Origin of the sequence: Jannaschia aquimarina (assembly GCF_000877395.1) — a bacterium.
Taxonomy (GTDB): Bacteria; Pseudomonadota; Alphaproteobacteria; order Rhodobacterales; family Rhodobacteraceae; genus Jannaschia; species Jannaschia aquimarina.
In genome coordinates this window covers 23,030-49,374 of the sequence record NZ_JYFE01000022.1, presented here as the reverse complement: position 1 = coordinate 49,374, position 26,345 = coordinate 23,030, and the positions used below count along the sequence as shown (strand labels likewise).

Genomic DNA, 26,345 nt, shown 5'->3' with positions numbered 1-26,345 from the left:
CCGTGCACCCCCCGTGCACCCCCCGTGCACCCCCCGTACAGACGGAAATGCACGGCACGACGGATTAAGGACTGTTACACCCGGTCACGAAAGATGGAGCACGGGCCGGGTCAAGCCCGTCCGAGGGGCTCTGTCCTGAATAAGCGACTCCATCCGCGGCGCCGGGATCGGAGACGACCGGCGATCGGGTCGCCCAGGGTCGGTCCGATACGACGCTCGGAGCCCGGGGCAGATTTCAGACCCGCTCCGGCAGCCGACAGCGAGGACCGGCTCGCCCCGGATGGTCGTCCCGCAGGAAGCCCTCAGCCTTCGCCCCGCCGCCGGGCCAATTCGCGGTAGAGCGCCGGAGCCGTCACGCCGATCCAGTCGGCGACGCGGACCCAGTCGCCGGGCGCGGGCGGTCCGTTAAGATCGAGATATGCGTCGAGCCGGTCGCTCAGGCGGCGCAGGCGCAGGATCTCGACGCGGGCGCGCAGGGCCTGGATCTCGCGCGCGGCCCGAGCCAGCGCGGTCGCGGCCGGCGAGGTTCCCAACCAGTCGCGCAGGTCGGAGGCCGGACGCATGGCGAGACGCACATCCGTTTCGCAGATCGCGTCGCAATGGGTCGCCTCGGCCCAGAGCGATGCCGCGGCGACGATTTCGCCGGGACCGGCGACATGCAGGGTCAACTCGCCGCCATCGCTCAGCGCGCGGCGCAGGGCGACGCGGCCGTCGCGGAGATGGAAGAGGTGACGGACCGGATCACCGCGCCGGAACAACACGTCGCCACGTCGCAGGCTGCGCTCGGGGGCGGAGACGAAGGCGGGCGACCATGCATCGGACATGATCACGATCATGTCGGTACGGAGCCGTCCCGTGCAAGATCGGCGTCAACGGCACGTCGGAGGAACCACACATGTCCCCATTGCGAAACGTCCTGACCGTGCTTGTCCTGCTCGCCACGCCGGTCGGGGCGGAGGAAGGTCCGCCTCCGTCGCCCTATGCCGGCGAGCAGGCCCGCGAGATCGCGTCCCTGTCCGCAGACGACCTCGCCGAGTTGGCCCGGGGCGACGGATGGGGCCTCGCGCGTGCCGCGGAGTTGAACGGCGTGCCGGGGCCCGCGCATCTGCTGGAGCTTGCCGACGAGATCGGCCTGGATGCCGGTCAGCGCTCTGCCATCGCGGCGATCCGGGATTCGATGCGGAAAGATGCCGTCGCGGCGGGTGAGCGTTTCGTGGCAGCGGAACGGGCGCTGGACAGGGCGTTCGAGCAGACCGGTCCGGACCGGGCGGAGTTGGCCCGTCTCGTGCAGGAAGCCGGTGATGCGCGCGCCGCGCTTCGACTGGTGCATCTGTCGGCGCATCTTGGCACGGCGCCGTTGCTGACGCAGGCGCAGATCGACCTCTACGCCGTGCTTCGCGGCTATGCTGAGGATCCGTGCGAGACGGTCCCCGAAGGCCACGATGTCGAGATGTGGCGGCGGCACAACGGCTGCGGCTGATCGGCGCGGACCGCGCTGCGGCTTGCCCGACTCGGATACCCTGGGTAGGTATGTCGCGTGCTTCGCGTCGTCCTCTCTCTGACCCTTGCGGTCCTTCTGGCCGTGACCGGTGCCGCCTCGATGGCGCACGGGATCGGGAACGGCGCGGACGGACATCATGCGGCCGAGGGTCATGAGAGCGGGCATAGCCACGCGGCGAGCCTGGAGGAGTGTTGTGATGCGGCCGGCGCCGGAAACGGCGGTTGTCTGATCGACGCCGTCGCCCCCTGTCTGTCGATCCATCATCTGGCGGCGGCATCGCCCGCGCGGCTCGGGGCGACGGTCCCGGTCGTGGGGGACGGACGCAGGACCGCCGTCCCGACCGGTCCGCCGAAGATCCGAGCCCTGGCCTGAGAGGCCTGCCGCTCCGATCCATCGAACCAAGGACCGATCCCATGACCAATCGACGCGATTTCCTCGCCCTTTCCGCCGCCACCCTTTCGGTCGCGGCCCTGCCCGCCCGGGCCGCGGTGCCGATGCATGTGCATACCGCGCCGTCCTGCGGCTGCTGCCACGCCTGGGCCGACCTCGCCCGCGCGCGGGGCTATGCCGTGACCATCTCCGAACTGGTGAATCCCGATGCCGAGAAGGCCGCGCTCGGCGTGCCGCGGACGCTGGCGTCCTGCCACACCGTCGAGGCTGGCGGCTACGTCTTCGAGGGGCATGTCCCCTTCGAGGCGCTGGAGGCCGTGCTGCGCGACCGGCCCGACATCGCGGGACTCGCCGTGCCGGGGATGCCCATGGGCTCACCCGGCATGGGGGATGATCCGGACGCGCGCTATGACGTGATCGCGTTCGGCGGTACGGCGGGCGCCGGGCGCGTATTCTACCGCGCCGGGACGGCCGACCCCTTTGCCCAATGACACGCGCCGTCTCGCACGGAACTCGGCCGGTGCGCTTGCGGGCGCGTGGCCGGCGCGGCGCCATCACCGAAAGGACCCGGCAGCGACCGGGCCGGGAGGACCGACCATGATCCGATCCGCCATTCTCGCCCTGCCGCTGTCTGTCCTGGCGGGCGCGGCCGCGGCGCATTCGAAGGCCGAGGGCACGACCCCCGCCGACGGTGCGACGGTCGCGGAGGTGCCGATGCTGCACATCGTTTTCGATGCGCCCATGAGGGTGATCTTTGCCGCGCTCACGCGCGATGGCGCGGAGATCGCCATGGATCGCGAGACGGGCATGGAGCCGGTCGCGGAGTTCCACGCCGTGCCCGCCGAGACGCTCGCCCCCGGCACCTACCGGCTGGATTGGCGCGGCATGGCCGAGGACGGCCACCCGATGCAGGGCGGTTTCGGATTCACCGTGTCGGACTGACCGGGCATGACGGGTCTCGCCCCCATCGACGGGTTGGCCGTGCTTGCCATCGCCGCGAAGGCGGCGGGCTACGCGGCCGCGCTTCTGGCGATGGGTGGTGTCCTGTTCGTTGCCGTCTTCCGGCGGCTGGCGACGCCGGACGTGCTGCGGCTGGCCCGGCGGATCGCGGCGGCGGCGGCGCTTGTGGGGCTCGCCGTGCTTGCGGTTCGGTTCGGTATCCGGGCCGCTCGCATCTCCGGGATGGGGCTGGACGGGGCGACCGACGCGACGATGCTCGGCTTCGTCTGGGACAGCCCGCTCGGCGTGGCGGCGATCTGGCGGGGCTTCGGAGAGGCGGTGATCCTGGCGGTGTTGCTGCCGGGCGCCGGCCTCTGGATCGCACTGGGTGGCAGCGCCGCGGTGGCGGTCTCTTATGCGCAGGTGGGGCACAGCCTGGGCGATCCCCGCGCGGCGCTGGCCCTGCTCCTCGTCGCCCATGTCCTTGCCGCGTCCTTCTGGGTCGGCGCGCTCGCGCCGCTTCGCCGGGCGGGCGCCGGCCCCGAGGGGGGCGCCTTGCTCCACCGTTTCGGCCTCGTCGCGATGGGTGTCGTCGCCGGGCTCGCGGTTGCCGGGGCGGGGCTTGCCTGGCTGTTGTCGGGGTCGCCTGCCGCCCTGTTCGGCACGGCCTATGGCTGGGTCTTGCTTGCGAAGGTCGCCGTCGTGGCGGCCCTGCTCGGCCTTGCCGCGTGGAACAAGCTGCGGCTCGTCCCCGCACTCGCCGCCGGAACGCCGGGCGCCTCGGCCTCCCTGCGCCGGTCCATCGCGCTGGAAGGTGCCATGGTCGCGCTCATCCTTGTCGCAACGGCCGCGATCACCACGGTGACCACGCCGCCCGTCAACCTCTGACCCCGGAGCCTCGCATGTCGATCACGCGCCGAACCCTCCTCGCCGCCGGGACCGCGGCCCTGACCCTTCCGGCCCTCGCACGGCGCGCGGCCGCGCGGGACATGCCGGTCCTGCGCGCCGCGCCATCGACCGCCCAGATCGCGCCGGCGGGCTACGGGCCCAGCCCGGTCTGGAGCTATGGCGGCACGGTGCCGGGGCCCGAGATCCGCGTCCGCGCCGGAGAGCGTGTGCGCCGTCGTTTCGAGAACGGGCTGCCGCAGGATAGTGCCGTCCACTGGCACGGCATCCGCATCGCGAACGCGATGGACGGGGCGGCGGGCGTCACGCAGGATCCCGTGCCGCCGGGAGGCACATTCGATTACGACTTCGTCGCGCCCGATCCCGGCACCTACTGGTATCATGCCCATGCCAGATCGTGGGAGCAGGTGGCCCGCGGGCTCGCCGGGCCGCTGATCGTGGACGACGTGGAGGCCTGGGAGGGGCTGGAGGGGGCCGCGACGGCCGAGGCGACGCTGATGCTGGCCGATTGGCGCCTGCAAGAGGATGGCGCGCTGCACGAGGCGAGCTTCGGTGACCTGCATGACTGGGCCCATGCCGGGCGGCTGGGCAACACGGTGACGATCAACGGAGCCATCGACGCGCGCCTGCCCGTGCGCCGGGGCGAACGCCTGCGCCTGCGTCTGATCAACGCCGCCACGGCGCGGATCATGCCACTGCGGATGCCGGGCCTCGCGCCCCTGCTGATCGCGCTCGACGGCTATCCGGTCGCGCCGCGACCGGCGGAGCGGATCCTGCTGGCGCCCGCGCAGCGCGCGGACATCGTGGTGGACATCCCGGCCGGACTGGACGCACCGCTTCCGATCCTGATGGATGCCGGGCGGGACGAGTGGGTCGAGATCGGATCGCTGATCGACGGAGGCGTGACGGCCCTGCCGCCGCAGGCCGGCCCCGTCCGTCCGTTGCCGGCGGGGACGGCCCGTGCGCCCGACCTCTCCGCCCCGCAGGAGGAGGTGCTGCGCATGGAGGGCGGCGCCATGGGCAGGCTCGAGCGGGCGCGTCTGGGCGGCGTCGAACAGGATTTCCGTCAACTCGTGGCGGCCCGGCGGGTCTGGGCGTTCAACGGCGTCGCGGGCGACATGGACGAGCCCGCCTTCCGGGCGCCGCTGGGACGCACCGTCCGGCTGCGTCTCGTCAACGAGACGCGCTGGCCGCATGGCATCCACCTGCACGGACATCACTTCACCGTTCTGACGCGCGGCGAGCAGCCCGACGCCTATCAGGCGCGCCGCGACACCGTCCTCGTCCGTCCCGGCGAGCCTGTCGAGATCGCCTTCGTCGCGGACAACCCGGGGCGGTGGCTGCTGCACTGCCACATGCTCGGCCACCAGGCCTCCGGCATGTTGAGCTGGTTCGAGGTGACCTGACCGATGCTCGCTCCGCTCGCGGCCGGGGTCGTGTTCGGGGGCGCCACGACCGGTCTCTTGCGCGCGACGGGCATGGACCGGGATCGCGCGACCGGACCTATCCTGCTGGCCGCGATCGCGCTGTTCTATCCCGTCTTCGCCATCGAAGCCGGGACCGGTCCCGAAATCGCCCTCCACATCGCGATCGCACTTGCCTTCCTCGGGGTCGCGGTGATCGGCCATGCGCGCGCCCTGCCCCTCGTGGCCGCCGCCATGATCGGACACGGCCTGTTCGATATCTCGGCTCACGTGGCGTCGGATGGCCCCGCCCCGCGCTGGTGGGGGCCGTTCTGCCTGGGCGTGGACGTGGTCCTCGGGGGGTGGTTCCTGTTCGCGCGGCCCTGGCAGCGGGGCGCCTAGCTCCGCGCCTTGTCGAGCAAGTCCAGCAGTTCGGTGAACTTCGCGCGCTGATCGTCGAGGTCCCCGGAGGCTAGCGCATCCTCGATGCAATGGGCGGCGTGGTCGTCGATGACCAGCTTCTCCACCCCCTTCAGTGCAGCGCGCACGGCGGCGATCTGCGTCAGTACGTCGACGCAGTATCGGTCCTCCTCGACCATCCGGGCGATCCCCCGGATCTGGCCTTCGAGGCGGCTGAGGCGCTTGAGCGCGGCGTCGCGGTTCTGGTGCATGGCGCGATCCTATCTGCCACTTGGCCGGGCGATGAAGGGGCGGGGGAAACCCGCCGCCCGCCGGTCTTGTCCAGATACCCTATAGGGGTATATGTGGGCCCGATGAAGACTAAAGACCACCAAGGCGGCTCCTACGCCCGCTTCGCCGCCATGATCGCGACCTCGACGGTCGTGATGTACGGGCTGATGTACCTGAACACCTACGCGCTGGACCACGTGTTCTTCAGCCAGACGCGCATGTGGATGGCGCTCTATATGGGGGCGGTCATGGCCATCGTCATGCTCGCCTTCATGCTGGGCATGTATGCCAATCGGACATTGAACCTCGCGATCTTCGCTGGCGCGGCCATCGCCTTCGGCGCCTTCCTCTACCTCGTGCGCAGCCAGGACACCGTGGGCGACATCGCCTGGATGAAGGCCATGATCCCGCATCACTCCATCGCCATCATGACCTCCGAGCGGGCGAACATTTCCTACCCGCGCGTGCGCGCGCTGGCCGACGCGATCATCGAGGCGCAGCGTTCCGAGATCGCGGAGATGAAGCGCTACATTGCCGACATCGAGGCGAACGGCGACGCCGTCCCCGGCACGCCCAGAACCGAACCCTGATCCGAAGGAGCCCTGACATGCCCAAGGATACCCGCGACGTCTCGGAGGTGTCTACCGACCCCGCCACCTCCGCCACCGGCAAGACGGCCGTGCTCTATCGCATGGCGCTGCCGGATCATCTTTGCCCCGCGGGGCAGAAGGCCCGCTGGCTGCTGGAGCGCAAGGGCTACGAGGTCGACGACCGCGTCTTCCGCACCCGTGCCGAGGTCGACGCCTTCAAGGCCGAATACGGCGTTCCGACCACGCCGCAGATCTGGATCGAGGGCGCGCGGGTCGGCGGCTACAGCGACCTGCGCGAGCGCCTGACCGACCACGACCCGAAGGCCACGACCTACAAGCCGGTGATCTATCTCTTCGCCGTGGCGGCCGCGACGGCGGTGGCCCTGTCCATCGGGATGCTGGGCGCGATCACGTGGCAGACGCTGGGCTGGTTCATCTCGATCTCGATGATCCTTCTGGGGATGCAGAAGCTGCGCGACGTCGAGGGCTTCACCACCATGTTCCTGAACTACGACCTGCTGGCACGGCGCTGGGTCCCCTATGCCTATGTCTACCCGTGGGTGGAAACGGCGGCGGGCGTGCTGATGACCGGCATGCTGCTGACTTGGCTGGCGGCTCCGGCGGCGCTGGTGATCTCGACCATCGGCGCGGTCAGCGTGTTCAAGGCGGTCTATGTCGACAAGCGTGAGTTGAAATGCGCCTGCGTGGGCGGCAACTCCAACGTGCCGTTGGGCTTCGTATCGCTGACCGAGAACCTGATGATGATGGGCATGGCCATCGTGATGCTGGTTCTGCTGATCTAGGCGCCGGACAGGGTTTCGGCCTCTTTCTGCAAGGCGGCCAGCGCGCGTGCACGGGCCTGCGTGTCCATGCGCCCGATCAGGCCCGAGACGCTGAGTGCGCCTGCGAGCGCGCCGTCCCGCCAGACGGGAACGGCGACGGCCGCCACGTCCGGATCGCGCGCGCCGAGCGAGGTGGCGTGACCCGCCTGCCGGATCTCCTCCATCCGGGCGCCCGATTCGCCCGCGAAGGCCCGCAGGACGAGGGCGGCGGCCCCGTCCGAGAGGTCGAGGCGAGCCCCCTCTTCCAGATGATGCCGGGCGGCGCGGGGTGCGTTCCGGCGGTAGAGGATCACGCGCTCCTCTCCGTCCCGGACGTAGAAGGATGCCGTCTCCTGTGTGGCGGCGACGAGGCGGTCGAGGGCGGGTCGGACCAGGTCTGGTGAGAGGTGGTCGGTGGGAGGGAGGCCGCCCAGGCGGCGCAGTTCGGGCCCGAGGCGCCAGAGGCCATCAGGCGTGCGGGCGGCCATCCCGTCATCGGCGAGCGTCGAGAGGAGCCGGAGCGCAGTGCTCTTGTGCAGGCGGGCGCGTCGCGATGCCTCCGACAGGCTGAGCGGGGCGCCCGCATCGCCGATCACCCGCAGGAGGCGCATCGCCTTGGCGACGGCATCGACCCGGCCGGTCCCTTCCATGCGTCCCCTTGCGGCTGCGACAGGTTTACACGGCGCGCGTGTTCTGCTTGGCTAAACGCATGTTTCATTCTGCGCAACACTTGCCATGACCGCGAAACCGCTGGCCGGGATCCGGGTGCTGGATCTCACCAACGTTCTGGCGGGGCCGTTCTGCTGTCACCAGCTCGCTCACCTGGGCGCGGATGTCGTCAAGGTGGAGGCGCCGGGCCGTGGGGATCTGGCCCGACAGCTTGGCGCCGACGAGGCGCTTAACGCCGCCGGGATGGGCGTCAGCTTTCTGGCGCAGAATGCGGGCAAGCGGTCGGTCGCGCTGGATCTCAAGGACGCGGCGGGGCGCCGGGCCTTCCTCGCGCTGGCCGCGCGGGCGGACGTGGTGGTCGAGAACTTCCGTCCCGGCGTGATGGCGCGCCTCGGGCTCGATGCGGGGACATTGCGCGCGGCCAATCCGAGCCTGGTCTATGCCGCGATCTCGGGCTTCGGGCAGGACGGGCCGATGGCGGGCCTGCCGGCCTACGACCAGATCGTGCAGGGCGCGTCGGGGGTCATGTCGATCACGGGGGATCCCGACGGGCCGCCGACCCGCGTGGGCTATCCGCTCTGCGATACGATCGGAGGGCTGACGGCGGCCATGGCGATCTGCGCGGCCCTGTCGGCGCGCGGCCCGGACGGCGCGCGGCCCGCCGCCACGATCGACGTCTCCATGCTGGAGGCGACCCTGGCGACCATGGGCTGGGCGGTCTCGAACTGGCTGGTGGCGGGCGTGGCGCCTGCGCGACGGGGCAACGACAACGTGACGTCTGCCCCTTCGGGTGCGTTCCGGGCGTCGGATGGGCTTATCAACATCGCCGCCAACAAGCAGGAGCAGTGGATCGCCCTGTGCGGGGTGCTCGGGCTGGACGGACTGACGGACGATCCGCGCTATGCCCGGCGGGCCGATCGGATGGCGAACCGGCGGGACCTGACCGCCGCGATCGAAGCGGCGCTGGCCGATTGGGCGGTGGGCGACGCGGTGGACTGCCTGAACGCGGCGGGCGTGCCTGCGGGGCCCGTCGCGACCGTGGCCGACGCGCTGGCCTCGGCGCAGGTCCAGGGGCGCGGGCTGGTCGCCGATTTCGGAGAGATCGCGGGCAAACCCGTCCGCGCCGTGCGTCCGGGCCTGCATTGGGACGGCGCACCGCTGAGCGTCGAGGCGCCGCCGCCCGAACTGGGCGCCCATACCGCGGAGATCCTGCGCGAGGCGGGGGTGGACCAGGCGGATATCGACGCCGTGCTGCGCCGGCAGGACGCGGCATGAGCCGCGAGATCGACCCGGTTGCCGATTGGTGGCGCACAGCGATCATCGACATGGAGCCCGGGCGCATAGACCTGCGCGGACGTCCCATAGAGGAGTCCATCGGCACGGAGCGGTTCCCGGCGATGATCTGGCGGCTGGTGACGGGCGGGGACCTGGGCGGCGCGCGGCTGGACCTGTTCGAGGCCGCGCTGGTGGCGGCGGTCGATCATGGCCCGCAGGCGCCGTCCATCGCCGCGGCGCGGATGGCGGCCACCTGCGGCGTGGGGCTGCAATCCGCCATGGCGACCGGCATCGGGATGCTGGGCGACGTGCATGGCGGCGCGGGCGAGCAGGCGCTGGACCTCTACACGCATGTCATCGCAGAGGGCGCAGGCCCCGCGCTGGACGCATTGGCGGCGCGGGGCGTGCGCTACGTTCCGGGCTTCGGACACCGGTTCCACCCTGTCGATCCGCGCGCGCCGGCGCTGTTGGGCCTGGTCGACGCGGCGGAGGCGCGCGGCGCGGTGGACGGCCGCCACGCCGGCGCCGGACGCGCCGTCGAGGCGGAGTTGGCGCGCCGGAAGGGCCGGCTCATCCCCATGAATATCGACGGGGCGACAGCCGTCATCTACGGCGAACTGGGCTGCCCGCCGCCTCTGGCGCGGGGCTTCTTCGTCCTCTCGCGCAGCGTCGGCATCCTGGCCCATGCCTGGGAGCAGACCCGGCAGGGCGGGCGCAACAAGGGGCCCACCCCGCCCGGCCACCGTTGGACCTACGATCCGGATGAAGGGGCCTAGGCGCGACCGGCCTCGCCCAAGGCAGGGGCGCCGCGATCCAGACTGAGATCCGCGTCGGAAAAGCGCCATGGCCCACGAAGCCCCGGAACGCCCCCGGGCCGGATCACGAGGCCGCGCGCCGCGACCTGTGGATCGGCCAGCGCCTCGACCACGTCGTTGATCGGTCCGGCGGGAACGGTCGCCCCTTCGAGCGCCGCCAGAAGCGGATCGCGCGCCCATCCGGCGATGAGTGGGCCGATCGCTTCCTCGAGGGCCGGGCGGTTGCGGACCCGGTCTGGATTGGTGGCGAAACGCGGGTCGGTGGCGAGGTCCGGGCGCTCCAGCACCTCGCAGAGCCGCGCGAACTGGCCGTCATTGCCGACCGCGACGATCAGGTGCCCGTCGGCGCAGGCGAAGACCTGATACGGGGCGATGCTGGGATGGGCGCTGCCCTGCCGGGGCGGCGCGCGGCCCGTGACCAGTGCGTTCATCGCCTGATTCGCCAGCATGGCCATCGCGCAATCCATCAATGCCATGTCGATATGCTGGCCCCGCCCGGTCCGGTGGCGTTGTTCGATTGCGGCGAGGATCCCGATGGTGCCGTAGAGACCCGTCACGATGTCGGTGACGGCCACGCCGACCTTCTGGGGCGCGCCGTCCGGCTCTCCGGTGATGGACATCAGGCCGCTGAGGCCCTGGATCAGCGCGTCGTAGCCCGGGCGGGCGGCATAGGGGCCGTTCTGTCCGAACCCGGTGATCGAACAATAGACGAGCCGTGGATTCAGGGCCGACAGGCTGGCGTAATCCAGCCCGTATTTCGCCAGTCCGCCGACCTTGAAGTTCTCGATCAGGATGTCGGCGCGGGCGGCCTCGTCCCGGACGAGGGCGCGCCCGTCCTCCGTGCGGAAATCGGCTACGACCGACCGTTTGCCCCGGTTGGCGCCGTGGAAATAGGCGGCCGACCCCCCGTCCTCGACGAAGGGCGGGCCCCAGCTTCGGGTTTCGTCGCCGCCGGGCGCCTCGATCTTGACGACCTCGGCCCCCAGGTCGGCGAGGGCCTGTCCGATCCAGGGACCGGCCAGAACGCGGGCCAGTTCCAGCACGCGGAGCCCGGCGAGCGGGGTCTCGCCTACAGCCATGGCGGCGTGCAGGCCGAGACGATCTCGGCCTCCTCCGGTCCGGGATTGCGGAAGCGGTGGGGCTGCCGGCTGTCGAAGAGATAGGCGTCGCCCGTCCGCAGGATGCGGGTCTCTTCGCCCACGGTCAGTTCGATCCGCCCGCGCGTGATCACGCCGCCCTCGGCGCCGCGATGCTCCAGCATGGTCTCGCCGGTATCGGCGCCGGGCGCGTAGGTTTCGTGCAGGATCTGGAGCCCGTGCGCGCGGGCGTCCCCGGCCTGCCGCAAGGTGATTCGTCCCGCGCCGCGCCGCCCCAGAAGCGGCGTCAGATCGCGCAGGCGGTCGGCGGGCACGAATGGCGAGGGTGGATCGGCGGGGCCGGTATCGAAGAACTCCGCCATGCTCAGCCCCAGCCCGCTCAGGATCTTGCGCAGGCTGGCCACGGTGGGAGAGGAGCGGCCGGTTTCGACCATGGAAACCTGGCCATGGGGGACGCCCGCCCGTTCCGCGAGTTCGCGTTGCGACAAGCCGTGCTGCGTGCGGAGCGCGCGCAGTCGCGCGCCCACATCGACCGCGCCGTCCTCTTCTTCGGTTCCGTCCATCATTCCTCTTGACGTCTCCGCGATTGCTCAGAATGTTGAGCAGTGTCTATCAGAATTCGAAGCATAGGGCGAGGGGTCATGGACGGGCAACAGAACATCGGCGACGCGCTGGACCTGCGTCGGGAAGCGGCGGTGCCACGCGGGGTGGCGACACGCGGCCTTTGGGCCGACGCCGCACAAGGCGCCATTCTCACGTTGGCCGACGGGCGGGAGATGATCGACTTCGCCGCGGGCATCGCGGTGGTGAACACCGGTCATCGGCATCCCGCCGTGATGGAAGCGGCGGGCGCGCAGATGGCGCGGTTCACCCATACCTGCTTTCATGTCGCCCCCTACGAAGGCTACGTCGCGCTGGCCGAGCGGCTGAATGCCGCCGCCCCCGGCGCCTTCGCCAAGCGGACGATGCTGGTCACCACGGGGGCCGAGGCGGTCGAGAACGCGATCAAGATGGCGCGGGCATTCACGGGCCGGTCGGGCGTCGTGGCCTTCGGTGGCAGCTTTCACGGCCGCACGCTGATGGGGATGGCGCTGACGGGCAAGCAGGTGCCCTACAAGGCCGGGTTCGGCGCGATGCCGCCCGAGATCCACCACGCGCCCTTCCCGGATCCTCTGGGCGGGATCGACGAAGCCGAGGCTCTGGCGGCGCTGGACCGTCTGTTCGCCGGCGCGATCGACCCCGCGCGCGTCGCCGCGATGATCGTCGAGCCGGTCCAGGGCGAAGGCGGGTTCAATCCCGCTTCGCCAGACTTCCTGCGCGCCCTCCGGGAGCGGTGCGACCGCCACGGGATCGTGATGATCGCCGACGAGGTGCAGACCGGGATCGCTCGGACTGGCGCGCTGTTCGCGATGGAGCGCGCGGGCGTCGCGGCGGACATCACGACGCTGGCGAAAGGGTTGGCAGGCGGCTTCCCCCTGTCGGCGGTGGTCGCGCGGGCCGAGATCGCGGATGCCGCGCCTGCCGGGGGGCTGGGCGGAACCTATGCCGGCAATCCGGTCGCGGCGGCCGCCGCTCTGGCGGTGCTCGACACGGTCGAGGCAGAGGGTCTGTGCGCCGCCGCTCGGCGGATCGGCGAGGCGATGACCGCACGGCTGTCGGCGCTGGCCGCCGAAGGGCACGGGATCGCGGAAGTGCGCGGCCCCGGTGCGATGGTCGCGGTGGAATTCGGCGAGGGCGAGGGATCTGCCTACCGGCCCGATCCGGCACGCGCCGGACGGGTCATCGCGGGCTGCGAGGCGCGCGGGCTGATCGTGCTGCCCTGCGGCACCCGCGGCAACGCCGTCCGTCTGCTGCCGCCCTTGGTGGTGGACGACGCCACGCTGGCCCGCGCGATGGACATCTTCGAGGCCGCGACACGGGAGGCGGGCGCATGAAGGACGTCATGATCGAGACGGGCAAAGGCCCCGCACTGGGCCCCTTCGACTGGAGCGATCCGTTCCGGCTGGAGGATCAGCTTTCCGAGGACGAGCGGATGCTGCGTGATGCGGCGCGCGCCTTCGCCGAGGCGGAGCTTGCGCCGGGGGTGACCCGCGCCGCGCGCGACGAGGTGGTCGACCCGGAGGTCTTTCGCCGGATGGGTGCCGCCGGCCTGTTGGGCGTGACCATCCCCGAGGAATACGGCGGGCTGGGCGCGGGCTACGTCACCTACGGCCTTGTCGCGCGAGAGATCGAGCGCGTGGATTCGGGCTATCGCTCGATGATGTCGGTGCAGTCGTCTCTGGTGATGTATCCGATCCACGCCTACGGGTCCGAGGCGCAGAAGGCCCGATGGCTGCCGCAGCTGGCCTCGGGCGAGGCGATCGGCTGCTTCGGCCTGACCGAACCCGATGCCGGATCGGACCCCGGCGGCATGAAGACCCGCGCCGAGAAGACGGCGACCGGCTACCGGATCACGGGCACGAAGACCTGGATCTCGAACGCGCCCATCGCCGATGTCTTCGTCGTCTGGGCCAAGCTCGACGGCGTAATTCGCGGCTTTCTGATCGAACGGGGGACGCCCGGCCTCTCGGCTCCCAAGATCGGCGGCAAGCTGTCCTTGCGCGCCTCAGTCACCGGCGAGATCGTGATGGACGGGGTCGAGGTGCCGGAAGAGGCCCTGTTGCCCGGCGTCGAGGGCCTGAAGGGGCCGTTCGGCTGCCTGAACCGGGCGCGATACGGGATCTCCTGGGGGGTGATGGGCGCGGCGGAGGCCTGCTGGCACGCCGCCCGGCAATACGGGCTGGACCGTAAGCAATTCGGCCGTCCCCTGGCCCAGACGCAACTCTACCAGAAGAAGCTGGCCGACATGCAGACGGCGATCGGGCTGGGGCTGCAGGGCAGCCTGCGGTTGGGCCGGATGATGGAGGCGGGAACCGCCTCGCCAGAGCTGGTCTCGATGATGAAACGCAACAATTGCGGCGCGGCGCTGGACGTGGCCCGGCAGGCCCGAGACATGCATGGCGGCAACGGGATCTCGGAGGAATTCGGGGTGATGCGCCACATGATCAACCTCGAGACGGTGAACACCTACGAGGGCACGCATGACGTTCATGCGTTGATCCTGGGGCGGGCGCAGACCGGGCTTCAGGCCTTCTGCTGAGCCGGTCGATCGGCACGGTCGAAGGGGGGCGATACGCCCCCCTTTTTCGTTTTTTGTGCCGGCCTACGAAATTCGGCCTTGCCAGATGCGATGCGTTATTGCAGCGTTGCTGCATGAAATCATCAATTGCCGATCAAGCCGCCCAGCCCCAGCTCGACGCCGAGATCCTGCGGGCCATCGTCGACGCCTCTCGTGATGCCTGCTGGTGCATGGAGTTCGGTCGGCCCGTCGACGTGACGGCCCCGGACGCCGAAGTCGTCCGGCAGGTCTTCGAGAATGCGCCGCGCTGGTCGCTGGCCAATCGCGCGATGCACGAACTCTACATGCTCCCCGCCGGAGAGAGCCTGCTGGACCGGCCTGTGAGCGAGATTTTTCCGCGCAATCCGCAGAACGAAGCCTTCGTCCTGAACCTTCTGGCCAATGGCTTCGAAGTGGATGCTGCGCCCGCGCTCGACACCCGATACGACGGCGAGCCGATCTACGTGGAGAACGACGTCCGCGCCCACGTGGAGGGCGGCCGCCTGATCCGGATGTTCGGGACCGTTCGCGACGTCGGCAAGCATCGCCGCCGGGCCGACCTGCTGGAGCGTCGCCTCTCGGAGGCCGCGGCGCTCTGGTCGGCGCTGCCGGTGGCGGCCCTGTCGGTGGATGGACAGGGACGGATCGCACAGTCGAACCCTGCCGCCGCACGGATCCTGGGCCGTGACCCGGTCGGATCCGATCTGGTCGAGGCGCTCGATGCGCTTTCGCTGGGCGAGGTGGCCCGGGCCGCACTGGACGCCGCCGTTCCGGGCGGCCCGGCCGCGCGGCGGACCGCCCCCGGCTGGATCATCGAGGCGGCGGCCGCCCCCCATGGCGAAGCCGTTCTCACGCTGTTGCCGGAGGGCGGCGCATGAGCTGGGACATCCTGGAGCTGAGCGACGACGGGCATCTTGTCCTCGACCCCCAAGGTCGGGTCCGACGGGTGGATGCCACGGCTGCCGCGATGCTGGGCCTTGCGCCCGGTGCGGCCGTGGGGCGCGCGATCGACGGCCTCGCCCCGACGGCCGAGGGATGGGCCGCCCTGTCGCGCGCCGTCGGCGAGGGCGTCGCGCTGGATGCGCCGCTTCGCCTCGGGCCGCGCCACGTCCTCGCGACGCTGCGCGGGCCCGCCGGGGGCGAGCGGCTGGTCGAGCTGCGCGATCTCGATGCGCTGGACTGGCGGCGCGGTGGCACGCGCCCGGCGCAGGCCGCACCCGCGCGCACCCGCCCCGATTTCGAGGCGCAGCGCCGCCTGTCGCCCGACCTGCACCGCGTCCTTTCGCGCGGGGAACGCGCGATGCGCGCGGGGATGCGCGTGTTGATCGTGGGCGAATCCGGCGTCGGAAAATCCGAGATCGCCCGGTTCCTGCATGCCTCCGTCGCGGATGCGAGCGACCCGTTCCAGACCGTCAATTGCGCCTTGGGTGTCGACGCGCTGGCCGGGCGGCTGTTCGGTGAGGACGGCGCGCTGGCCGCCTCCGAAGGCGGAACGCTGTTTCTGGACGACGTGGCCGAGATGCCGCTGGAATTGCAGGCCCGGCTGATCGGCTGGCTCGAGGATGGGGATGGTCGCGGCCCCGCCGCTCCGCCGCCGCGCGTCATCGCCGCGACCAATTCCGATCTGCGGGCCGCCGTGGCCGAGGGCGGGTTCCGCGCCGATCTGTTCTGGCGGCTTGCCGTGGCCACGCTGCGGGTGCCCGCCCTGCGCGAGATGCCGGGTCTGGTCCCGCACCTGACGCAGCGCTTCCTGCGGACGATCAACCAGCGGCGGACGACGCCCGTCATCCTGCCGCAGCGCCTGCTCGCGCTGCTGGACGATTACGCCTTTCCCGGCAACATCCGGGAGCTTCTAAACCTCGTGCAGCGCGCCGCGATCTTCGTGGAGGACGCCGCCGACATGGAAGAGCTTCTGGCCGAACTGATGCTGCCAGCCGACGACGCCCCCGAGCCGGAGGCTGGAGCGACGATGGACCTACGGGCCGAGGTGCGGCGGTTCGAACGTAATCTCATCGACCGGGCCGTGGCGGCCCACGGCTCCAAGCGGGCCGCGGCGCGCGCGCTGGGCGTCGATATCGGAACGATCGTGCGGAAGACCGCCGACAAGGCGGACACCACCAACCGGGAGGCCCCGGCAGACGGGCCCCGCAACAAGGGAGAGACAGCATGACGATCAAGACCCGCCTCGCCGGTGGGGTGGCTTCGGCCGCCCTGGCGCTTGGTGCCGCCGCTCCGGCGATGGCCGAGGGCGAGCTGAACCTTCTGACCTGGGAAGGCTATGCCGATCCATCTTTCATCGCGCCGTTCGAGGAGGCGACGGGCTGCACTGTCTCGGCGACCTATGTCGGCTCGAACGACGATTTCGCGCCGCGCCTGGCGGCCGGCGGCGGGGTCTTCGACCTGGTCTCGCCGTCCTCGGACTCGACCGCGCCGCTGATCACCGCGGGCTTCGTCGATCCGATCGACACGTCGCGGCTGGACCGGTGGGACGAGCTCTACGAGCGGTTCCGGACCTCGGAAGGGATCAACTCGGACGGGCAGGTCTACGGCGTGCCCTACGCCTGGGGCGCGATCGCCTTCATGTACAAGCCGGACGCCTTCGAGACTCCGCCGAGATCCCTTGACGCGCTGATGGATCCGGCGCTGGAGGGGAAGGTCGCGCTCTGGGACGACAAGTCGGCGATCTATGTCGCGGCGCGCATGAACGGCGACATGGATATCTACAACCTGTCCGACGAGCAGATCGCCGCCGCGCAGGAAACGCTGGGCGAGATGCGTTCGAACGTCCGCAAATACTGGTCGTCCGCCGGCGAGTTGGTGGACCTGTTCGCCAGCGGCGAGGTGGTCCTGTCGAACACCTGGGCGGGCTACCAGTCGGCGCTTCTGGCAGAGCAGGGCATCGAGGTGGTCGAGTTCATCCCTGAGGAGAACGCCGAGGGCTGGATGGACAGCTGGATGGTCGTCTCGGGCACGCCGAATGAGGATTGCGCCTACCAGTTCCTGAACATGGCCATCTCCGAGGCCGGGCAATGCGGCGTCGCCAGCGTGAACGGCTATTCGGTGGCCAACCCGGTGGCCGCGCGGGAATGCATGACGCCCGAGCAGTTCGAGGCGCTGCATCAGGACGATCCCGCGTATCTCGACAGTCTTCTCCTGTGGGAGAATCTGGGCCCCCGGCTCGGCGCCTACACGAATGCCTGGAACGCGGTGAAATCGCAGTGACAGGCCCTTGGGGCGCGGGCCCGCTCCCACCCGCGCCCCGCCCATCGGCGGAGGTGACGCGATGATCGAGTTGACCGGACTGACCAAGCGCTTCGGCGAGGTGGTGGGCGTGGATTGCGTGGACCTGCGTGTCGAGGAAGGCGCGTTCGTCACGCTGCTGGGCCCCTCGGGCTGCGGCAAGTCGACCCTGCTCCGCATGATCGGCGGCTTCGAGGAGCCGACCGAGGGCACGATTTCGATCGACGGGCGGGACGTCACCGACCTGCCGCCCAACCGGCGTCCGGTGAACATGGTGTTCCAGGATTACGCGCTGTTCCCGCATATGAGCGTGGGCCGGAACGTGGCTTATGGCCTGAAGGTGTCCGGAATGGCCCGGTCCGAGGCGGCGGCCGAAGCGCGGAAGGCGCTGGACATGGTCGGTCTTGCGGACCGCGCTGAAGCGATGCCGCATCAGCTATCGGGTGGGCAGCGCCAACGCGTCGCGCTTGCGCGTGCCATCGTGCGGCACCCGAAGGTCCTGCTGCTGGACGAGCCGCTCAGCGCGCTCGACGCGAACCTTCGTGAGCAGATGCAGGTGGAGTTGCGCCGGCTGCACCGGCTGGTGGGTCTGACCTTCATCATGGTGACCCACGACCAGTCCGAGGCGCTGGCAATGTCGGACCGGATCGTCGTGATGCGCGACGGCCGTGTGGTGCAGCAGGCGGCGCCGTCCGAGCTCTATGACAAGCCTGCGGATGCCTACGTGGCCGGGTTCGTCGGCACGACCTCTTTCTTCGAGGGCGAGATGACGCGCACCGGCCTGCGCGCCTTCGGCCAGACGATCCGGGCGCCGAAAGACCTCGCGCCCCATGGCCGCCCGGCCCGCTTCGGCTACCGCCCCGAGAAGGTGGAGCTTCGGCAGGGCCACGTCGCCGATGGCCTGACGGGGCATGTGGACGAGTTGCTCTATCGCGGCGACGCGGTCCGCGTCTTCGTCAATGTCGGCGACGGACGGCTTGCCGTCGATCTCCAGGTGACCGACCGCGCCGCAACCGATGGCCTGCCACGCCCCGACGAGGCGGTCACGATCGTCATCCCGCCCGCACGCCTGATGGCGTTCGGCCCCGCGGCGGACAAGGCCGCATGAGCCTGGCCGAGCCCCTTCCGGAGGCGCGCCTCCGCGCCCGGCGCTGGACGGCGATGCGCCGCTACCTGGTCCTGTCGCCGCCGCTTCTGTGGACGGTCGTCTTCATGTTCGTCCCCTACCTGACGCTGGTCGTCTACAGCGTCTGGCGGGCCGAGTTTCCGCTGGCCGTGCCCGACTTCCAGTTCGGGAACTACGTGACGATCTTCACCGATCCGCAATATCGCAACGTCTTCCTGCGGACGCTCAAGATCGCGTCGCTGGTCAGCCTCTGCGCGCTGCTTCTGGCGTTTCCCTATGCCTATTTCCTTGTCTTCCGGGTCCGCAGTCCGGGCTGGCGGCTGGCGCTCTACATGGCCGTCGTGGCGCCTCTGTGGGTGAGCTACCTGCTGCGCGCCTATACTTGGAAAACGATCCTGGGCACGAACGGGATCCTCAACAGCTTTCTCATCTCGGCGGGCCTGATCGACGAGCCGCTGACGGTGCTGCTCTACAACCAGGCGGCGATGGTCCTGACGCTGACTTACGTCTTCATCCCCTTCATGGTGATGCCGATCTATGCCGCGCTGGAGAAGATCCCGCCCTCGCTTCACGAGGCGTCGGCCGATCTGGGCGAGGGGCACCTGTCGACGTTCTTCAAGGTGACGCTGCCCCTGGCCATGCCGGGCGTGATCGCGGGCTTCACGATGACCTTCTGTCTGTCCTTCGGTGACTTCATCGCGCCGATGCTGGTGGGCGGCCCGGATGGGCAGATGATCGCAGGGGTGATCGCGACGCAGTTCGGGGCGGCGTTGAACTGGCCGCTGGGCTCGGCGCTTGCGCTGACGATGCTGGTATTCATCCTTGTGCTGATCTCCGCCTCGGACCGGTTGGAACGGGTGGGGCAGGGGCGTCTGGCATGACGGTGGTCCAGGAACAGGTCGATATCGTCCCGGTCCGCGCGAAGGGCCGGCGCCGAAGCCGCAACGGCCTGGGCGCACGCCTCGCCTGGGGAGGCGCGATCGCCGCGATCCTCGCCTTCCTCTACCTGCCGATTGCGGTGCTGGTGCTGTTCAGCTTCAATTCCGGGCGGCTGCTGTCCTGGCCGATCCAGGGCTTCACGCTGGACTGGTACCGCAAGCTGGCCAGCAACGAGCAACTGATAGAGGCGGCGTGGAACTCGCTCTACGTGGCGACCTGCTCGACGGCGTTGACGCTGATCATCGGGGTCCCGGCGGCGCTGGCGCTGGACCGGCTGTCCTTTCCCGGCAAGGGCCTGTTCCGCAAGCTGGTTCTGCTGCCCATCGCGCTGCCCGGCATCATCACCGGCATCTCGATGCTGACGCTGTTCCGCCTCATGGGCGCGAACCTGTCGCTGACCACCGTCATCATCGGGCATGCGACCGCGCTACTGGCGGTCGTCGTCACGCAGGTCTACGCCCGGCTCCAGCGCCTGCCCCGATCCTACGAGGAAGCCTCCGCCGATCTGGGCGCGAGCGGGCTGCAGACGTTCTTCTTCGTGACGCTGCCCAACATACGCACGGCGGTCATCGGATCCGGCCTGCTGAGCTTCACGCTCAGCTTCGACGAGATCCCTGTGACCTTCTTCCTGACGGGGCGGGACAACACGCTGCCGATGTATATCTGGTCGACCATGCGCCGGGGGCTCACTCCCGAGATCAACGCCGTGGGTGCCCTGATCGTGCTGGCTTCGGCGGTTCTGGTCGTCCTGTCCGTCCTTCTTCTTCGCGACAAGCCCGGTGGCCGGGCATGACCCTCAAGGGAGGTTAGACCCATGAACGTGCAATCCGAAATCCGCGTCGCCCCGACGCAGGCCGCGCTGATCGACGGCAAGTGGTGCGATACGGCCGAGAGCTTCGAGGTCCGAAACCCCCATGACGGGAGCCTCGTCGCCGAGGTCGGTCTGGGCGGGCAGTCCGAGGTGGATGCTGCGGTCGCCGCCGCCCGCGCCGCGCAGCCGGCCTGGGCCGCGCTGTCGGTAATCGAGCGCGCGCAGATCATGCGGCGCATCCACCAGATCTTCCTCGAACGTGCAGAGCCCATCGCGCAGAAGATCACGCAGGAGATCGGCAAGACGATCACCGATGCCCGCGAAGAGGTGTTCGAATACTCCGCCCCGTCATGGGCAAAGTCGGCCGAAGAGATCCTGCGCCATCGCGGGCTGTCCTTCCCGTCCACGCAGGAGCGGACGACGAACAAGCGCCTCGTCATGAATCATCGCCCGCTGGGCGTGGTGGCGGCGATCACGCCCTACAACTTCCCCACCGATATCTCCTCGATCGCGCTGGCGCATATCGTGGCGGCGGGCAATTGCGTGATCTGGAAGCCGTCGGAATATGCCGCTGTCTCCTGCGCGATGCTCGCCGACGTCTTCAAGGAGGCTGGCGTCCCGGACGGCGTGATCAACGTCGTGCAAGGCAAGGGCGAGGCCGGCGCCGCGCTGGTGAACCACAAGGGGGTGGACGGCGTCTTCTTCACCGGGTCCACCGCGACGGGCCGCAAGATCGCCGAGGCCTGCGCCCTGCGTCCGCACCTGCTGGAGCTGGGCGGCGACGGGCCGTTCATCATTCTGCCGGACGCCGATATCGACGCCGCCGTCGATGGCGCGATGAACGGGTGTTTCTACTATTCCGGGCAGGTCTGCACATCGGCCGAGCGTCTGCTGGTGCACGAGGCCGTCTATGACGAGTTCCTGGAGAAGTTCCGCGCCAAGGCCGCCGCGCTCAAGATCGGCGACCCCATGGCCGAGGACACCGAGATGGGCCCGCTCTGCAACGCGGATACGCTGGCGCGGGTCAAGCGCCATGTGGACGATGCCCGCGCCAAGGGCGCCACGATCGAGCAGTTCGGCAAGGAAGAGGGGCTTTACTTCCCGGCGACGATCCTGACGGACGTGACGCTCGACATGGAGATCATGCAGGAAGAAACGTTCGGTCCCGTCGCGCCGATCTACAAGATCCGCTCGGCCGAGGAAGCGATCGACATCGCGCACATGTCCGGGCTCGGCCTGATCGCGTCGCTCTGGACGCAGGATCTGGCGACCGCCTGGCGTGTGGGCGAGGCGTTGCCCCACGGCTCGGTGAACATCAACGAGACCTCGAACTACTGGGACCAGCTCGCCCCCTTCGGCGGGGCCGGGCAGTCCGGCGTGGGCCGCGAGCTGAGCCAGTGGTTCCTCGAGACCTTTACCGAGAAGAAGCTGCTGGTCTTCGATCTGGGCGGCGCGCAGCGCTACGACCGCCGCGCCGAAGGCGGCTGGTGAGGTCGGCGTGATCCACGGGGCCGCCGTGGCCTGGATCTGGCTCGCGGCGGCGATCCTGTCGGAGGTCGCGGCGACCTCGGCGCTGAAACTGTCGGACGGGCTGTCGCGGCCCGTCTGGGTCCTGGCCTCGGCGCTGGGCTACACGGCGTCCTTCGGCTGTCTTGCGCTGGCCTTCCGCCACGTGCCGCTGTCCATCGCCTACGCGATCTGGGCGGGGGCGGGCATCGCGCTGGTGACGTGCATCTCGTTCGTGGCCTTCGGCGAGCGGCCCTCGGCGCAGGCGCTGGCCGGGATCGTCCTGATCGTCGCGGGGATCCTCGTCCTGCGCCTGTCGCCGGGCGCGTGACGGGCGGGTTGCCCCCGCGCCCCTTGATCCCGGACCGCGCTGGCCGCACAAGCGCGCCATGTTCCGACAGCCGCACCTGCTGGGCATCGAGCCCCTGCATCCGCTCGAGATCACCGAGATCCTGGATCTCGCCGACACCTACGCCGAAAGCGCCCGCGCCGGTGAGCGGCCGCATCGGCCCCTTCAGGGGCTGACGCAGGTGAACATGTTTTTCGAGAACTCCACCCGCACCCAGGCCAGTTTCGAGATCGCGGGCAAGCGGCTGGGCGCGGACGTCATGTCGATGGCGATGCAGACCTCGTCGGTGAAGAAGGGCGAGACGCTCATCGACACGGCGATGACGCTGAACGCGATGCGCCCGGATCTGCTGGTGGTGCGCCACCCCCAATCGGGCGCCGTGGACCTGCTGGCGCAGAAGGTGGATTGCGCCGTGCTGAACGCCGGCGACGGTCGGCACGAGCATCCGACCCAGGCGCTGCTGGATGCGCTGACGATCCGCCGCGAGAAGGGCCGCCTGCACCGGCTGACCATCGCCATCTGCGGCGACATCGCCCACAGCCGGGTGGCGCGTTCGAACCTGATCCTGCTGGGCAAGATGGAGAACCGCGTCCGACTGGTCGGGCCGCCCACGCTGATGCCGGCGGGCGTTGCCGATCTGGGCGTCGAGGTGACCGACGACATGGAAGAGGGTCTGCGCGACGCGGATGTGGTGATGATGCTGCGCCTTCAGCGGGAGCGGATGGATGGCGCGTTCATCCCGTCCGAGCGGGAGTACTACCACCGCTTCGGGCTGGACGCCGCCAAGCTGACCCACGCCAAGCCGGACGCCATCGTCATGCATCCCGGCCCGATGAACCGCGGGGTCGAGATCGACGGCACGCTGGCCGACGACATCAACCGATCCGTCATTCAGGAGCAGGTGGAGATGGGCGTCGCCGTGCGCATGGCCGCGATGGAACTCCTGGCCCGGAACCGGGCGGGATGAGCCTCAACGTCCGTCTCGACGCGGGAGAGGAGGTCCTCTGGCTCGGCCGGCCTTCGCGGAGTATCCTGTTCCGGGCGTCGGAACTCGCTCTCCTGCTGCCGTTCGCCACGATCTGGCTCGGCGGGATCGGCGCGGGCTTTCTGTTCTTATGGTCTGCTTCGTCGATCGCCGCCGTGATCCCGGGTGCGATGTTCCTGCTGGGGCTTCACCTGTTCGTCGGGCCCTACCTGACGGATATGTGGCGGCGCGCCGGAACGAGGTACATCCTGACAGACCGGCGCGCCCTCGTCGTCCGAAGCCGTCCATTCCAAGGCCAGGAAGAGAAGCCGTTGAGCCCGGGCCTTCCGCTTTCCGTCTCTGACGAAGCGCAGGGCGACGTCGCGTTCGGCGATCTGGCCGTCGCAACATTCGCGGCAGTATCGCGATCCCCTTTCGGACGGAGGGATGCCGCCTTCGCCTTTCGTGCGATCCCGACCCCCACCAGGTCGACGACACGGCTCGCCGTGCTGCCCGAGGTCTATCCGTCGAACCCGGGATAGATCCCTGACGTTCCCCCACGGACGAACCGCACCCACCGAGGACCCCATGACCATCGACCTGCCCCCCCGCGACCGCCGCATCCATGTCTTCGCCGTCTCCGACGGGGGCGAGGCGATCCCGCACCAGACATATCTGGGCGGCACGGCCAGCGACGGGGCGGCGTTGCGGGCGGCGCTGGGGGCGCAGATCGACCCGACCCATGCGGAGGTGTTCGCGATCTCGGACATCCTGCCGATGACGCTGCGGGATTACCTGTCGCAGGCCCATGACATACCTCCCGCCAACCTCGTCGCGGACGCCGCCAAGCTGGACGCGTTGTCCGGGGACGTCGTGGTTCTGGCGCCCGCCGCGCTGGAGGGGGTGTCGGTGCTGCAACCGGCGGCGCATCTGACCCATATGGGCGCCTACGACCCGGTCGAGGCTGACGACACTCCGCGCCCCCTGCCGCGCGCCGTGAAGGAGCCCGAGACCGCTGCGCCCGACACGACGAAGGGCGGCGGCGCGCTGGGCCGCCCGACCATCGCCGCCATCGTGGCGGCCGCCTTGGTCGTGGCGGTGATCGTGTTCGTGTTGCTCTGACGCGCGGGGGCGCGATTGCGCCCGTCGGTCCGGCGGGATAATCCGCGCCCCATGTCCACGCTCTTTACCGATGCCCGCCTGATCGACCCCGTCTCAGGCGAGGAGCGGCGCGGCGACCTGCGCATCGAGGACGGGCGCATAACCGCGCCGGGCCCGGCGGCGCAGGTGGTGGAATGCGGCGGCAAGTGCCTTGCGCCCGGTCTGGTAGACTGGGGCGTCAAGGTCGGCGAGCCGGGCGAGCGCCACAAGGAGAGCTTTCGCAGCGCCGGGCAGGCGGCGGCGCGGGGCGGGGTGACGACGATGGTCTGCCGCCCCGACACGCAGCCGCCCATCGACAGCCCCGAGATCCTGGCGCAGGCCCGATCCCATGCCGAAGAGGCGCCCGTCCGGGTGCATCACATGGCGGCGCTGACCAAGGCGCGATCCGGCGGCGAGATGACCGAGATCGGGTTCCTGCTGGATGCGGGCGCCTTGGCCTTCACCGACGGGGTGCGCGTGGTGCGCGACGCGCGGATCCTGTCGCGTTGCCTGACCTATGCCCGGTCGCTGGGCGCGCTCGTCGTGGCCCATCCGCAGGAACCGAGCCTGACGGCCGGGACCTGCGTGACCTCGGGCAAGTTCGCGACGCTGCGCGGGTTGTCCGGCGTCTCTCCGATGGCAGAGCGCATGGGGCTGGAGCGTGACCTCGCCCTCGTCGAGATGACGGGCGTGCGATACCATGCCGACCAGATCACCTGCGCCGCGGGGCTGCCCGCGCTGCGCGCGGCCAAGGCGGCGGGGCTGGACGTCACGGCGGGCACGTCGATCCACCATCTGACGCTGAACGCGCTGGACGTGGCCGATTACCGGACCTTCTTCAAGCTGACGCCGCCGCTGCGGGACGAGGACGACCGGCTGGCCGCCATCGAGGCGGTGGCGGACGGGACGATCGACGTCATCGCCAGTTTCCACACGCCGCAGGACGAGGAGTCGAAGCGCCTGCCCTTCGAGGCCGCCGCGCCAGGCGCCGTGGGGTTGGAGACGCTGCTGCCCGCGGCGATGCGGCTCTATCACGGCGGCCATCTGAGCCTGCCGCAGATCTGGCGGGCGATGTCGACGAACCCGGCGCAGCGGCTGGGTTTGGAGGGCGGCACGCTGGAGGAGGGCGCGCCCGCGGACCTCGTGCTGTTCGATCCCGACGCGCCGTTCGTGCTGGACCGCTGGACGCTGGCCTCGAAGGCCAAGAATACTCCCTTCGACGGCGCGCGGATGGAGGGGCGGGTGCTTGGCACTTGGGTCGGCGGGCGGCGCGTCTTCGGCGAATGATCGGCACGCTGCGGCGTCTTCCGGCTGCAACGGTTCGCGGCGCGTGTGCGGGACGGCCGCCGGGAAGACTTGATCGCGCAAGCCGCGCCGGACAGGAACCGGGGAACCGCCGCAGGAGTGCGCCATGCCCGAACTCGTCTCTTGGCCGATCACGCCGCTGATCCTGACCGCGCTGATCGCCTATCTGCTGGGCTCGATCAGCTTCGGCCTGATCTCGGCCAGGCTCTTCGGGCTGGGCAACCTGCGCGAGGTCGGTTCCGGCAATACGGGGGCCACCAACGTCCTGCGGACCGGCAGCAAGGCAGCGGCTCTGGTGACCCTGCTGGGCGACGCGGGCAAGGGCGCCGTGGCCGTGCTGGCGGCGCGCGCTCTGATCGGAGAGGACGCGGCGCAGCTTGCGGGCCTCTTCGCCTTCATCGGCCATTGCTACCCCTGGCTGGGCCGGGTGAAGGGCGGCAAGGGGGTGGCGACGTTCCTGGGCGTGCTGCTGGCGGTGTCGCTGCCGCTGGGCGCGCTGGCCTGCCTGATCTGGCTGGCAACGGCGGCGGTCATGCGGATCTCTTCGCTGTCGGCGCTGGTGGCGGCGGTGGCCACACCGCTGGCGGCATTCTGGTTGCGGCCCGACGCAGTGGTCCTTTCGGCGGTGCTGGCGGCCATCGTCCTGTGGCGCCACCGGGAGAACATCGCCCGGCTTCTCAAGGGGCAGGAGCCGAGGATCGGAAGCTGAGCG

The 26,345-nt window shown here is 70.0% G+C and carries 31 protein-coding genes; 26 read left to right on the top strand and 5 right to left on the bottom strand.

Features of this window, described 5'->3' with window-relative positions:
* Window positions 1-302 precede the first annotated feature (302 nt).
* Window positions 303-824, bottom strand: coding sequence for a Crp/Fnr family transcriptional regulator (locus jaqu_RS05830; protein ID WP_161793829.1), 522 nt, complete (start codon window positions 822-824; stop codon window positions 303-305).
* Between the two features lie 71 nt (window positions 825-895).
* On the opposite strand from jaqu_RS05830, the gene jaqu_RS05825 reads away from it, so the two are divergent.
* The 7 genes from jaqu_RS05825 (at window position 896) to jaqu_RS05795 (ending at window position 5,541) form a co-directional block, all read left to right on the top strand.
* On the top strand, window positions 896-1,480 hold the full coding sequence (locus tag jaqu_RS05825) for a Spy/CpxP family protein refolding chaperone (RefSeq protein ID WP_089268303.1): 585 nt from the start codon (window positions 896-898) through the stop codon (window positions 1,478-1,480).
* Between the two features lie 57 nt (window positions 1,481-1,537).
* A complete protein-coding gene (locus tag jaqu_RS05820; protein WP_043918010.1) occupies window positions 1,538-1,873 on the top strand; it encodes a hypothetical protein in 336 nt (111 codons plus the stop codon).
* Between the two features lie 41 nt (window positions 1,874-1,914).
* Window positions 1,915-2,382: a DUF411 domain-containing protein gene (locus jaqu_RS05815; RefSeq protein ID WP_043918009.1), complete on the top strand. Its 468-nt coding sequence runs from the start codon at window positions 1,915-1,917 to the stop codon at window positions 2,380-2,382.
* Between the two features lie 106 nt (window positions 2,383-2,488).
* A complete protein-coding gene (locus jaqu_RS05810) occupies window positions 2,489-2,833 on the top strand; it encodes a copper resistance CopC family protein (RefSeq protein ID WP_043918008.1) in 345 nt (114 codons plus the stop codon).
* Between the two features lie 6 nt (window positions 2,834-2,839).
* Entirely contained in the window at window positions 2,840-3,718 is an 879-nt protein-coding gene (locus tag jaqu_RS05805; protein ID WP_043918007.1) for a copper resistance D family protein, read from the top strand.
* A 14-nt stretch (window positions 3,719-3,732) separates the two neighbouring features.
* A complete protein-coding gene (locus tag jaqu_RS05800; RefSeq protein WP_043918006.1) occupies window positions 3,733-5,142 on the top strand; it encodes a multicopper oxidase family protein in 1,410 nt (469 codons plus the stop codon).
* A gap of 3 nt (window positions 5,143-5,145) precedes the next feature.
* A complete protein-coding gene (locus tag jaqu_RS05795; RefSeq protein WP_052500794.1) occupies window positions 5,146-5,541 on the top strand; it encodes a hypothetical protein in 396 nt (131 codons plus the stop codon).
* Here jaqu_RS05795 and jaqu_RS05790 read toward each other — a convergent pair.
* Entirely contained in the window at window positions 5,538-5,810 is a 273-nt protein-coding gene (locus tag jaqu_RS05790) for a metal-sensitive transcriptional regulator (protein WP_043918005.1), read from the bottom strand. The two genes, jaqu_RS05795 and jaqu_RS05790, sit on opposite strands and share 4 nt — an antisense overlap.
* Window positions 5,811-5,912: 102 nt before the next feature.
* On the opposite strand from jaqu_RS05790, the gene jaqu_RS05785 reads away from it, so the two are divergent.
* Together jaqu_RS05785 and jaqu_RS05780 are read left to right on the top strand one after the other, a co-directional pair.
* Window positions 5,913-6,419 carry a DUF305 domain-containing protein gene (locus tag jaqu_RS05785; protein ID WP_043918004.1) on the top strand — a complete coding sequence of 169 codons (507 nt, stop codon included), beginning with the start codon at window positions 5,913-5,915 and terminating at the stop codon, window positions 6,417-6,419.
* 17 nt (window positions 6,420-6,436) lie between these two features.
* On the top strand, window positions 6,437-7,222 hold the full coding sequence (locus jaqu_RS05780; RefSeq protein ID WP_043918003.1) for a MauE/DoxX family redox-associated membrane protein: 786 nt from the start codon (window positions 6,437-6,439) through the stop codon (window positions 7,220-7,222).
* On the opposite strand, the gene jaqu_RS05775 is transcribed toward jaqu_RS05780, so the two are convergent.
* Entirely contained in the window at window positions 7,219-7,890 is a 672-nt protein-coding gene (locus jaqu_RS05775; RefSeq protein ID WP_043918002.1) for an IclR family transcriptional regulator, read from the bottom strand. The genes jaqu_RS05780 and jaqu_RS05775 overlap by 4 nt on opposite strands.
* Before the next feature lie 85 nt (window positions 7,891-7,975).
* Here jaqu_RS05775 and jaqu_RS05770 point away from each other — a divergent pair, with 85 nt between their 5' ends.
* Together jaqu_RS05770 and jaqu_RS05765 are read left to right on the top strand one after the other, a co-directional pair.
* Window positions 7,976-9,184 (top strand): CaiB/BaiF CoA transferase family protein, encoded by a 1,209-nt coding sequence (locus jaqu_RS05770; protein ID WP_043918001.1) that lies wholly within the window; start codon window positions 7,976-7,978, stop codon window positions 9,182-9,184.
* A complete protein-coding gene (locus tag jaqu_RS05765; protein WP_043918000.1) occupies window positions 9,181-9,960 on the top strand; it encodes a citryl-CoA lyase in 780 nt (259 codons plus the stop codon). Before jaqu_RS05770 ends, jaqu_RS05765 begins: the two co-directional genes overlap by 4 nt.
* On the opposite strand, the gene jaqu_RS05760 is transcribed toward jaqu_RS05765, so the two are convergent.
* Both jaqu_RS05760 and jaqu_RS05755 read right to left on the bottom strand, forming a co-directional pair.
* Window positions 9,957-11,078, bottom strand: coding sequence for a CaiB/BaiF CoA transferase family protein (locus jaqu_RS05760; protein ID WP_043917999.1), 1,122 nt, complete (start codon window positions 11,076-11,078; stop codon window positions 9,957-9,959). The genes jaqu_RS05765 and jaqu_RS05760 overlap by 4 nt on opposite strands.
* Entirely contained in the window at window positions 11,069-11,662 is a 594-nt protein-coding gene (locus jaqu_RS05755) for a cupin domain-containing protein (protein WP_236687800.1), read from the bottom strand. Before jaqu_RS05755 ends, jaqu_RS05760 begins: the two co-directional genes overlap by 10 nt.
* Before the next feature lie 75 nt (window positions 11,663-11,737).
* Between jaqu_RS05755 and jaqu_RS05750 the strand changes: the two genes are divergently transcribed.
* The 15 genes from jaqu_RS05750 to plsY all read left to right on the top strand — a co-directional run bounded on the left by jaqu_RS05750 (window position 11,738) and on the right by plsY (window position 26,342).
* A complete protein-coding gene (locus jaqu_RS05750; protein ID WP_043917998.1) occupies window positions 11,738-13,030 on the top strand; it encodes an aspartate aminotransferase family protein in 1,293 nt (430 codons plus the stop codon).
* Window positions 13,027-14,235 carry an acyl-CoA dehydrogenase gene (locus jaqu_RS05745; RefSeq protein WP_043917997.1) on the top strand — a complete coding sequence of 403 codons (1,209 nt, stop codon included), beginning with the start codon at window positions 13,027-13,029 and terminating at the stop codon, window positions 14,233-14,235. Before jaqu_RS05750 ends, jaqu_RS05745 begins: the two co-directional genes overlap by 4 nt.
* Window positions 14,236-14,348: 113 nt before the next feature.
* Window positions 14,349-15,131 carry a PAS domain-containing protein gene (locus jaqu_RS20505; RefSeq protein WP_052500793.1) on the top strand — a complete coding sequence of 261 codons (783 nt, stop codon included), beginning with the start codon at window positions 14,349-14,351 and terminating at the stop codon, window positions 15,129-15,131.
* Window positions 15,128-16,423, top strand: coding sequence for a sigma 54-interacting transcriptional regulator (locus tag jaqu_RS20500; RefSeq protein ID WP_052500792.1), 1,296 nt, complete (start codon window positions 15,128-15,130; stop codon window positions 16,421-16,423). The genes jaqu_RS20505 and jaqu_RS20500 overlap by 4 nt, the downstream gene beginning before the upstream one ends.
* On the top strand, window positions 16,420-17,475 hold the full coding sequence (locus tag jaqu_RS05730) for an ABC transporter substrate-binding protein (RefSeq protein ID WP_043917996.1): 1,056 nt from the start codon (window positions 16,420-16,422) through the stop codon (window positions 17,473-17,475). Before jaqu_RS20500 ends, jaqu_RS05730 begins: the two co-directional genes overlap by 4 nt.
* Window positions 17,476-17,536: 61 nt before the next feature.
* On the top strand, window positions 17,537-18,601 hold the full coding sequence (locus jaqu_RS05725; RefSeq protein ID WP_043917995.1) for an ABC transporter ATP-binding protein: 1,065 nt from the start codon (window positions 17,537-17,539) through the stop codon (window positions 18,599-18,601).
* Entirely contained in the window at window positions 18,598-19,500 is a 903-nt protein-coding gene (locus tag jaqu_RS05720; protein ID WP_043917994.1) for an ABC transporter permease, read from the top strand. The genes jaqu_RS05725 and jaqu_RS05720 overlap by 4 nt, the downstream gene beginning before the upstream one ends.
* On the top strand, window positions 19,497-20,351 hold the full coding sequence (locus jaqu_RS05715; RefSeq protein WP_052500791.1) for an ABC transporter permease: 855 nt from the start codon (window positions 19,497-19,499) through the stop codon (window positions 20,349-20,351). Before jaqu_RS05720 ends, jaqu_RS05715 begins: the two co-directional genes overlap by 4 nt.
* A 21-nt stretch (window positions 20,352-20,372) precedes the next feature.
* Window positions 20,373-21,860: an aldehyde dehydrogenase family protein gene (locus jaqu_RS05710; protein ID WP_043917993.1), complete on the top strand. Its 1,488-nt coding sequence runs from the start codon at window positions 20,373-20,375 to the stop codon at window positions 21,858-21,860.
* 7 nt (window positions 21,861-21,867) lie between these two features.
* Complete coding sequence (locus jaqu_RS05705; RefSeq protein WP_201774353.1) at window positions 21,868-22,206, top strand: DMT family transporter; 339 nt, start codon at window positions 21,868-21,870, stop codon at window positions 22,204-22,206.
* 58 nt (window positions 22,207-22,264) lie between these two features.
* The gene (locus jaqu_RS05700) at window positions 22,265-23,191 is read left to right on the top strand and encodes an aspartate carbamoyltransferase catalytic subunit (RefSeq protein ID WP_043917992.1); all 927 of its coding nucleotides are present in this window, start codon (window positions 22,265-22,267) and stop codon (window positions 23,189-23,191) included.
* The gene (locus tag jaqu_RS05695; RefSeq protein WP_043917991.1) at window positions 23,188-23,730 is read left to right on the top strand and encodes a hypothetical protein; all 543 of its coding nucleotides are present in this window, start codon (window positions 23,188-23,190) and stop codon (window positions 23,728-23,730) included. Before jaqu_RS05700 ends, jaqu_RS05695 begins: the two co-directional genes overlap by 4 nt.
* Before the next feature lie 46 nt (window positions 23,731-23,776).
* Entirely contained in the window at window positions 23,777-24,310 is a 534-nt protein-coding gene (locus jaqu_RS05690) for a hypothetical protein (RefSeq protein ID WP_043917990.1), read from the top strand.
* 51 nt (window positions 24,311-24,361) lie between these two features.
* Complete coding sequence (gene pyrC, locus jaqu_RS05685) at window positions 24,362-25,615, top strand: dihydroorotase (protein ID WP_043917989.1); 1,254 nt, start codon at window positions 24,362-24,364, stop codon at window positions 25,613-25,615.
* 124 nt (window positions 25,616-25,739) lie between these two features.
* On the top strand, window positions 25,740-26,342 hold the full coding sequence (gene plsY, locus jaqu_RS05680; protein WP_043917988.1) for a glycerol-3-phosphate 1-O-acyltransferase PlsY: 603 nt from the start codon (window positions 25,740-25,742) through the stop codon (window positions 26,340-26,342).
* Window positions 26,343-26,345 lie beyond the last annotated feature (3 nt).

Coding starts and splice junctions, on each gene's coding strand:
- jaqu_RS05830 (WP_161793829.1), bottom strand. CDS start 824: ATGTCCGATGCATGGTCGCCCGCCTTCGTCTCCGCCCCCGAGCGCAGC.
- jaqu_RS05825 (WP_089268303.1), top strand. CDS start 896: ATGTCCCCATTGCGAAACGTCCTGACCGTGCTTGTCCTGCTCGCCACG.
- jaqu_RS05815 (WP_043918009.1), top strand. CDS start 1,915: ATGACCAATCGACGCGATTTCCTCGCCCTTTCCGCCGCCACCCTTTCG.
- jaqu_RS05810 (WP_043918008.1), top strand. CDS start 2,489: ATGATCCGATCCGCCATTCTCGCCCTGCCGCTGTCTGTCCTGGCGGGC.
- jaqu_RS05805 (WP_043918007.1), top strand. CDS start 2,840: ATGACGGGTCTCGCCCCCATCGACGGGTTGGCCGTGCTTGCCATCGCC.
- jaqu_RS05800 (WP_043918006.1), top strand. CDS start 3,733: ATGTCGATCACGCGCCGAACCCTCCTCGCCGCCGGGACCGCGGCCCTG.
- jaqu_RS05795 (WP_052500794.1), top strand. CDS start 5,146: ATGCTCGCTCCGCTCGCGGCCGGGGTCGTGTTCGGGGGCGCCACGACC.
- jaqu_RS05790 (WP_043918005.1), bottom strand. CDS start 5,810: ATGCACCAGAACCGCGACGCCGCGCTCAAGCGCCTCAGCCGCCTCGAA.
- jaqu_RS05785 (WP_043918004.1), top strand. CDS start 5,913: ATGAAGACTAAAGACCACCAAGGCGGCTCCTACGCCCGCTTCGCCGCC.
- jaqu_RS05780 (WP_043918003.1), top strand. CDS start 6,437: ATGCCCAAGGATACCCGCGACGTCTCGGAGGTGTCTACCGACCCCGCC.
- jaqu_RS05775 (WP_043918002.1), bottom strand. CDS start 7,890: ATGGAAGGGACCGGCCGGGTCGATGCCGTCGCCAAGGCGATGCGCCTC.
- jaqu_RS05770 (WP_043918001.1), top strand. CDS start 7,976: ATGACCGCGAAACCGCTGGCCGGGATCCGGGTGCTGGATCTCACCAAC.
- jaqu_RS05765 (WP_043918000.1), top strand. CDS start 9,181: ATGAGCCGCGAGATCGACCCGGTTGCCGATTGGTGGCGCACAGCGATC.
- jaqu_RS05760 (WP_043917999.1), bottom strand. CDS start 11,078: ATGGCTGTAGGCGAGACCCCGCTCGCCGGGCTCCGCGTGCTGGAACTG.
- jaqu_RS05755 (WP_236687800.1), bottom strand. CDS start 11,662: ATGATGGACGGAACCGAAGAAGAGGACGGCGCGGTCGATGTGGGCGCG.
- jaqu_RS05750 (WP_043917998.1), top strand. CDS start 11,738: ATGGACGGGCAACAGAACATCGGCGACGCGCTGGACCTGCGTCGGGAA.
- jaqu_RS05745 (WP_043917997.1), top strand. CDS start 13,027: ATGAAGGACGTCATGATCGAGACGGGCAAAGGCCCCGCACTGGGCCCC.
- jaqu_RS20505 (WP_052500793.1), top strand. CDS start 14,349: ATGAAATCATCAATTGCCGATCAAGCCGCCCAGCCCCAGCTCGACGCC.
- jaqu_RS20500 (WP_052500792.1), top strand. CDS start 15,128: ATGAGCTGGGACATCCTGGAGCTGAGCGACGACGGGCATCTTGTCCTC.
- jaqu_RS05730 (WP_043917996.1), top strand. CDS start 16,420: ATGACGATCAAGACCCGCCTCGCCGGTGGGGTGGCTTCGGCCGCCCTG.
- jaqu_RS05725 (WP_043917995.1), top strand. CDS start 17,537: ATGATCGAGTTGACCGGACTGACCAAGCGCTTCGGCGAGGTGGTGGGC.
- jaqu_RS05720 (WP_043917994.1), top strand. CDS start 18,598: ATGAGCCTGGCCGAGCCCCTTCCGGAGGCGCGCCTCCGCGCCCGGCGC.
- jaqu_RS05715 (WP_052500791.1), top strand. CDS start 19,497: ATGACGGTGGTCCAGGAACAGGTCGATATCGTCCCGGTCCGCGCGAAG.
- jaqu_RS05710 (WP_043917993.1), top strand. CDS start 20,373: ATGAACGTGCAATCCGAAATCCGCGTCGCCCCGACGCAGGCCGCGCTG.
- jaqu_RS05700 (WP_043917992.1), top strand. CDS start 22,265: ATGTTCCGACAGCCGCACCTGCTGGGCATCGAGCCCCTGCATCCGCTC.
- jaqu_RS05695 (WP_043917991.1), top strand. CDS start 23,188: ATGAGCCTCAACGTCCGTCTCGACGCGGGAGAGGAGGTCCTCTGGCTC.
- jaqu_RS05690 (WP_043917990.1), top strand. CDS start 23,777: ATGACCATCGACCTGCCCCCCCGCGACCGCCGCATCCATGTCTTCGCC.
- pyrC (WP_043917989.1), top strand. CDS start 24,362: ATGTCCACGCTCTTTACCGATGCCCGCCTGATCGACCCCGTCTCAGGC.
- plsY (WP_043917988.1), top strand. CDS start 25,740: ATGCCCGAACTCGTCTCTTGGCCGATCACGCCGCTGATCCTGACCGCG.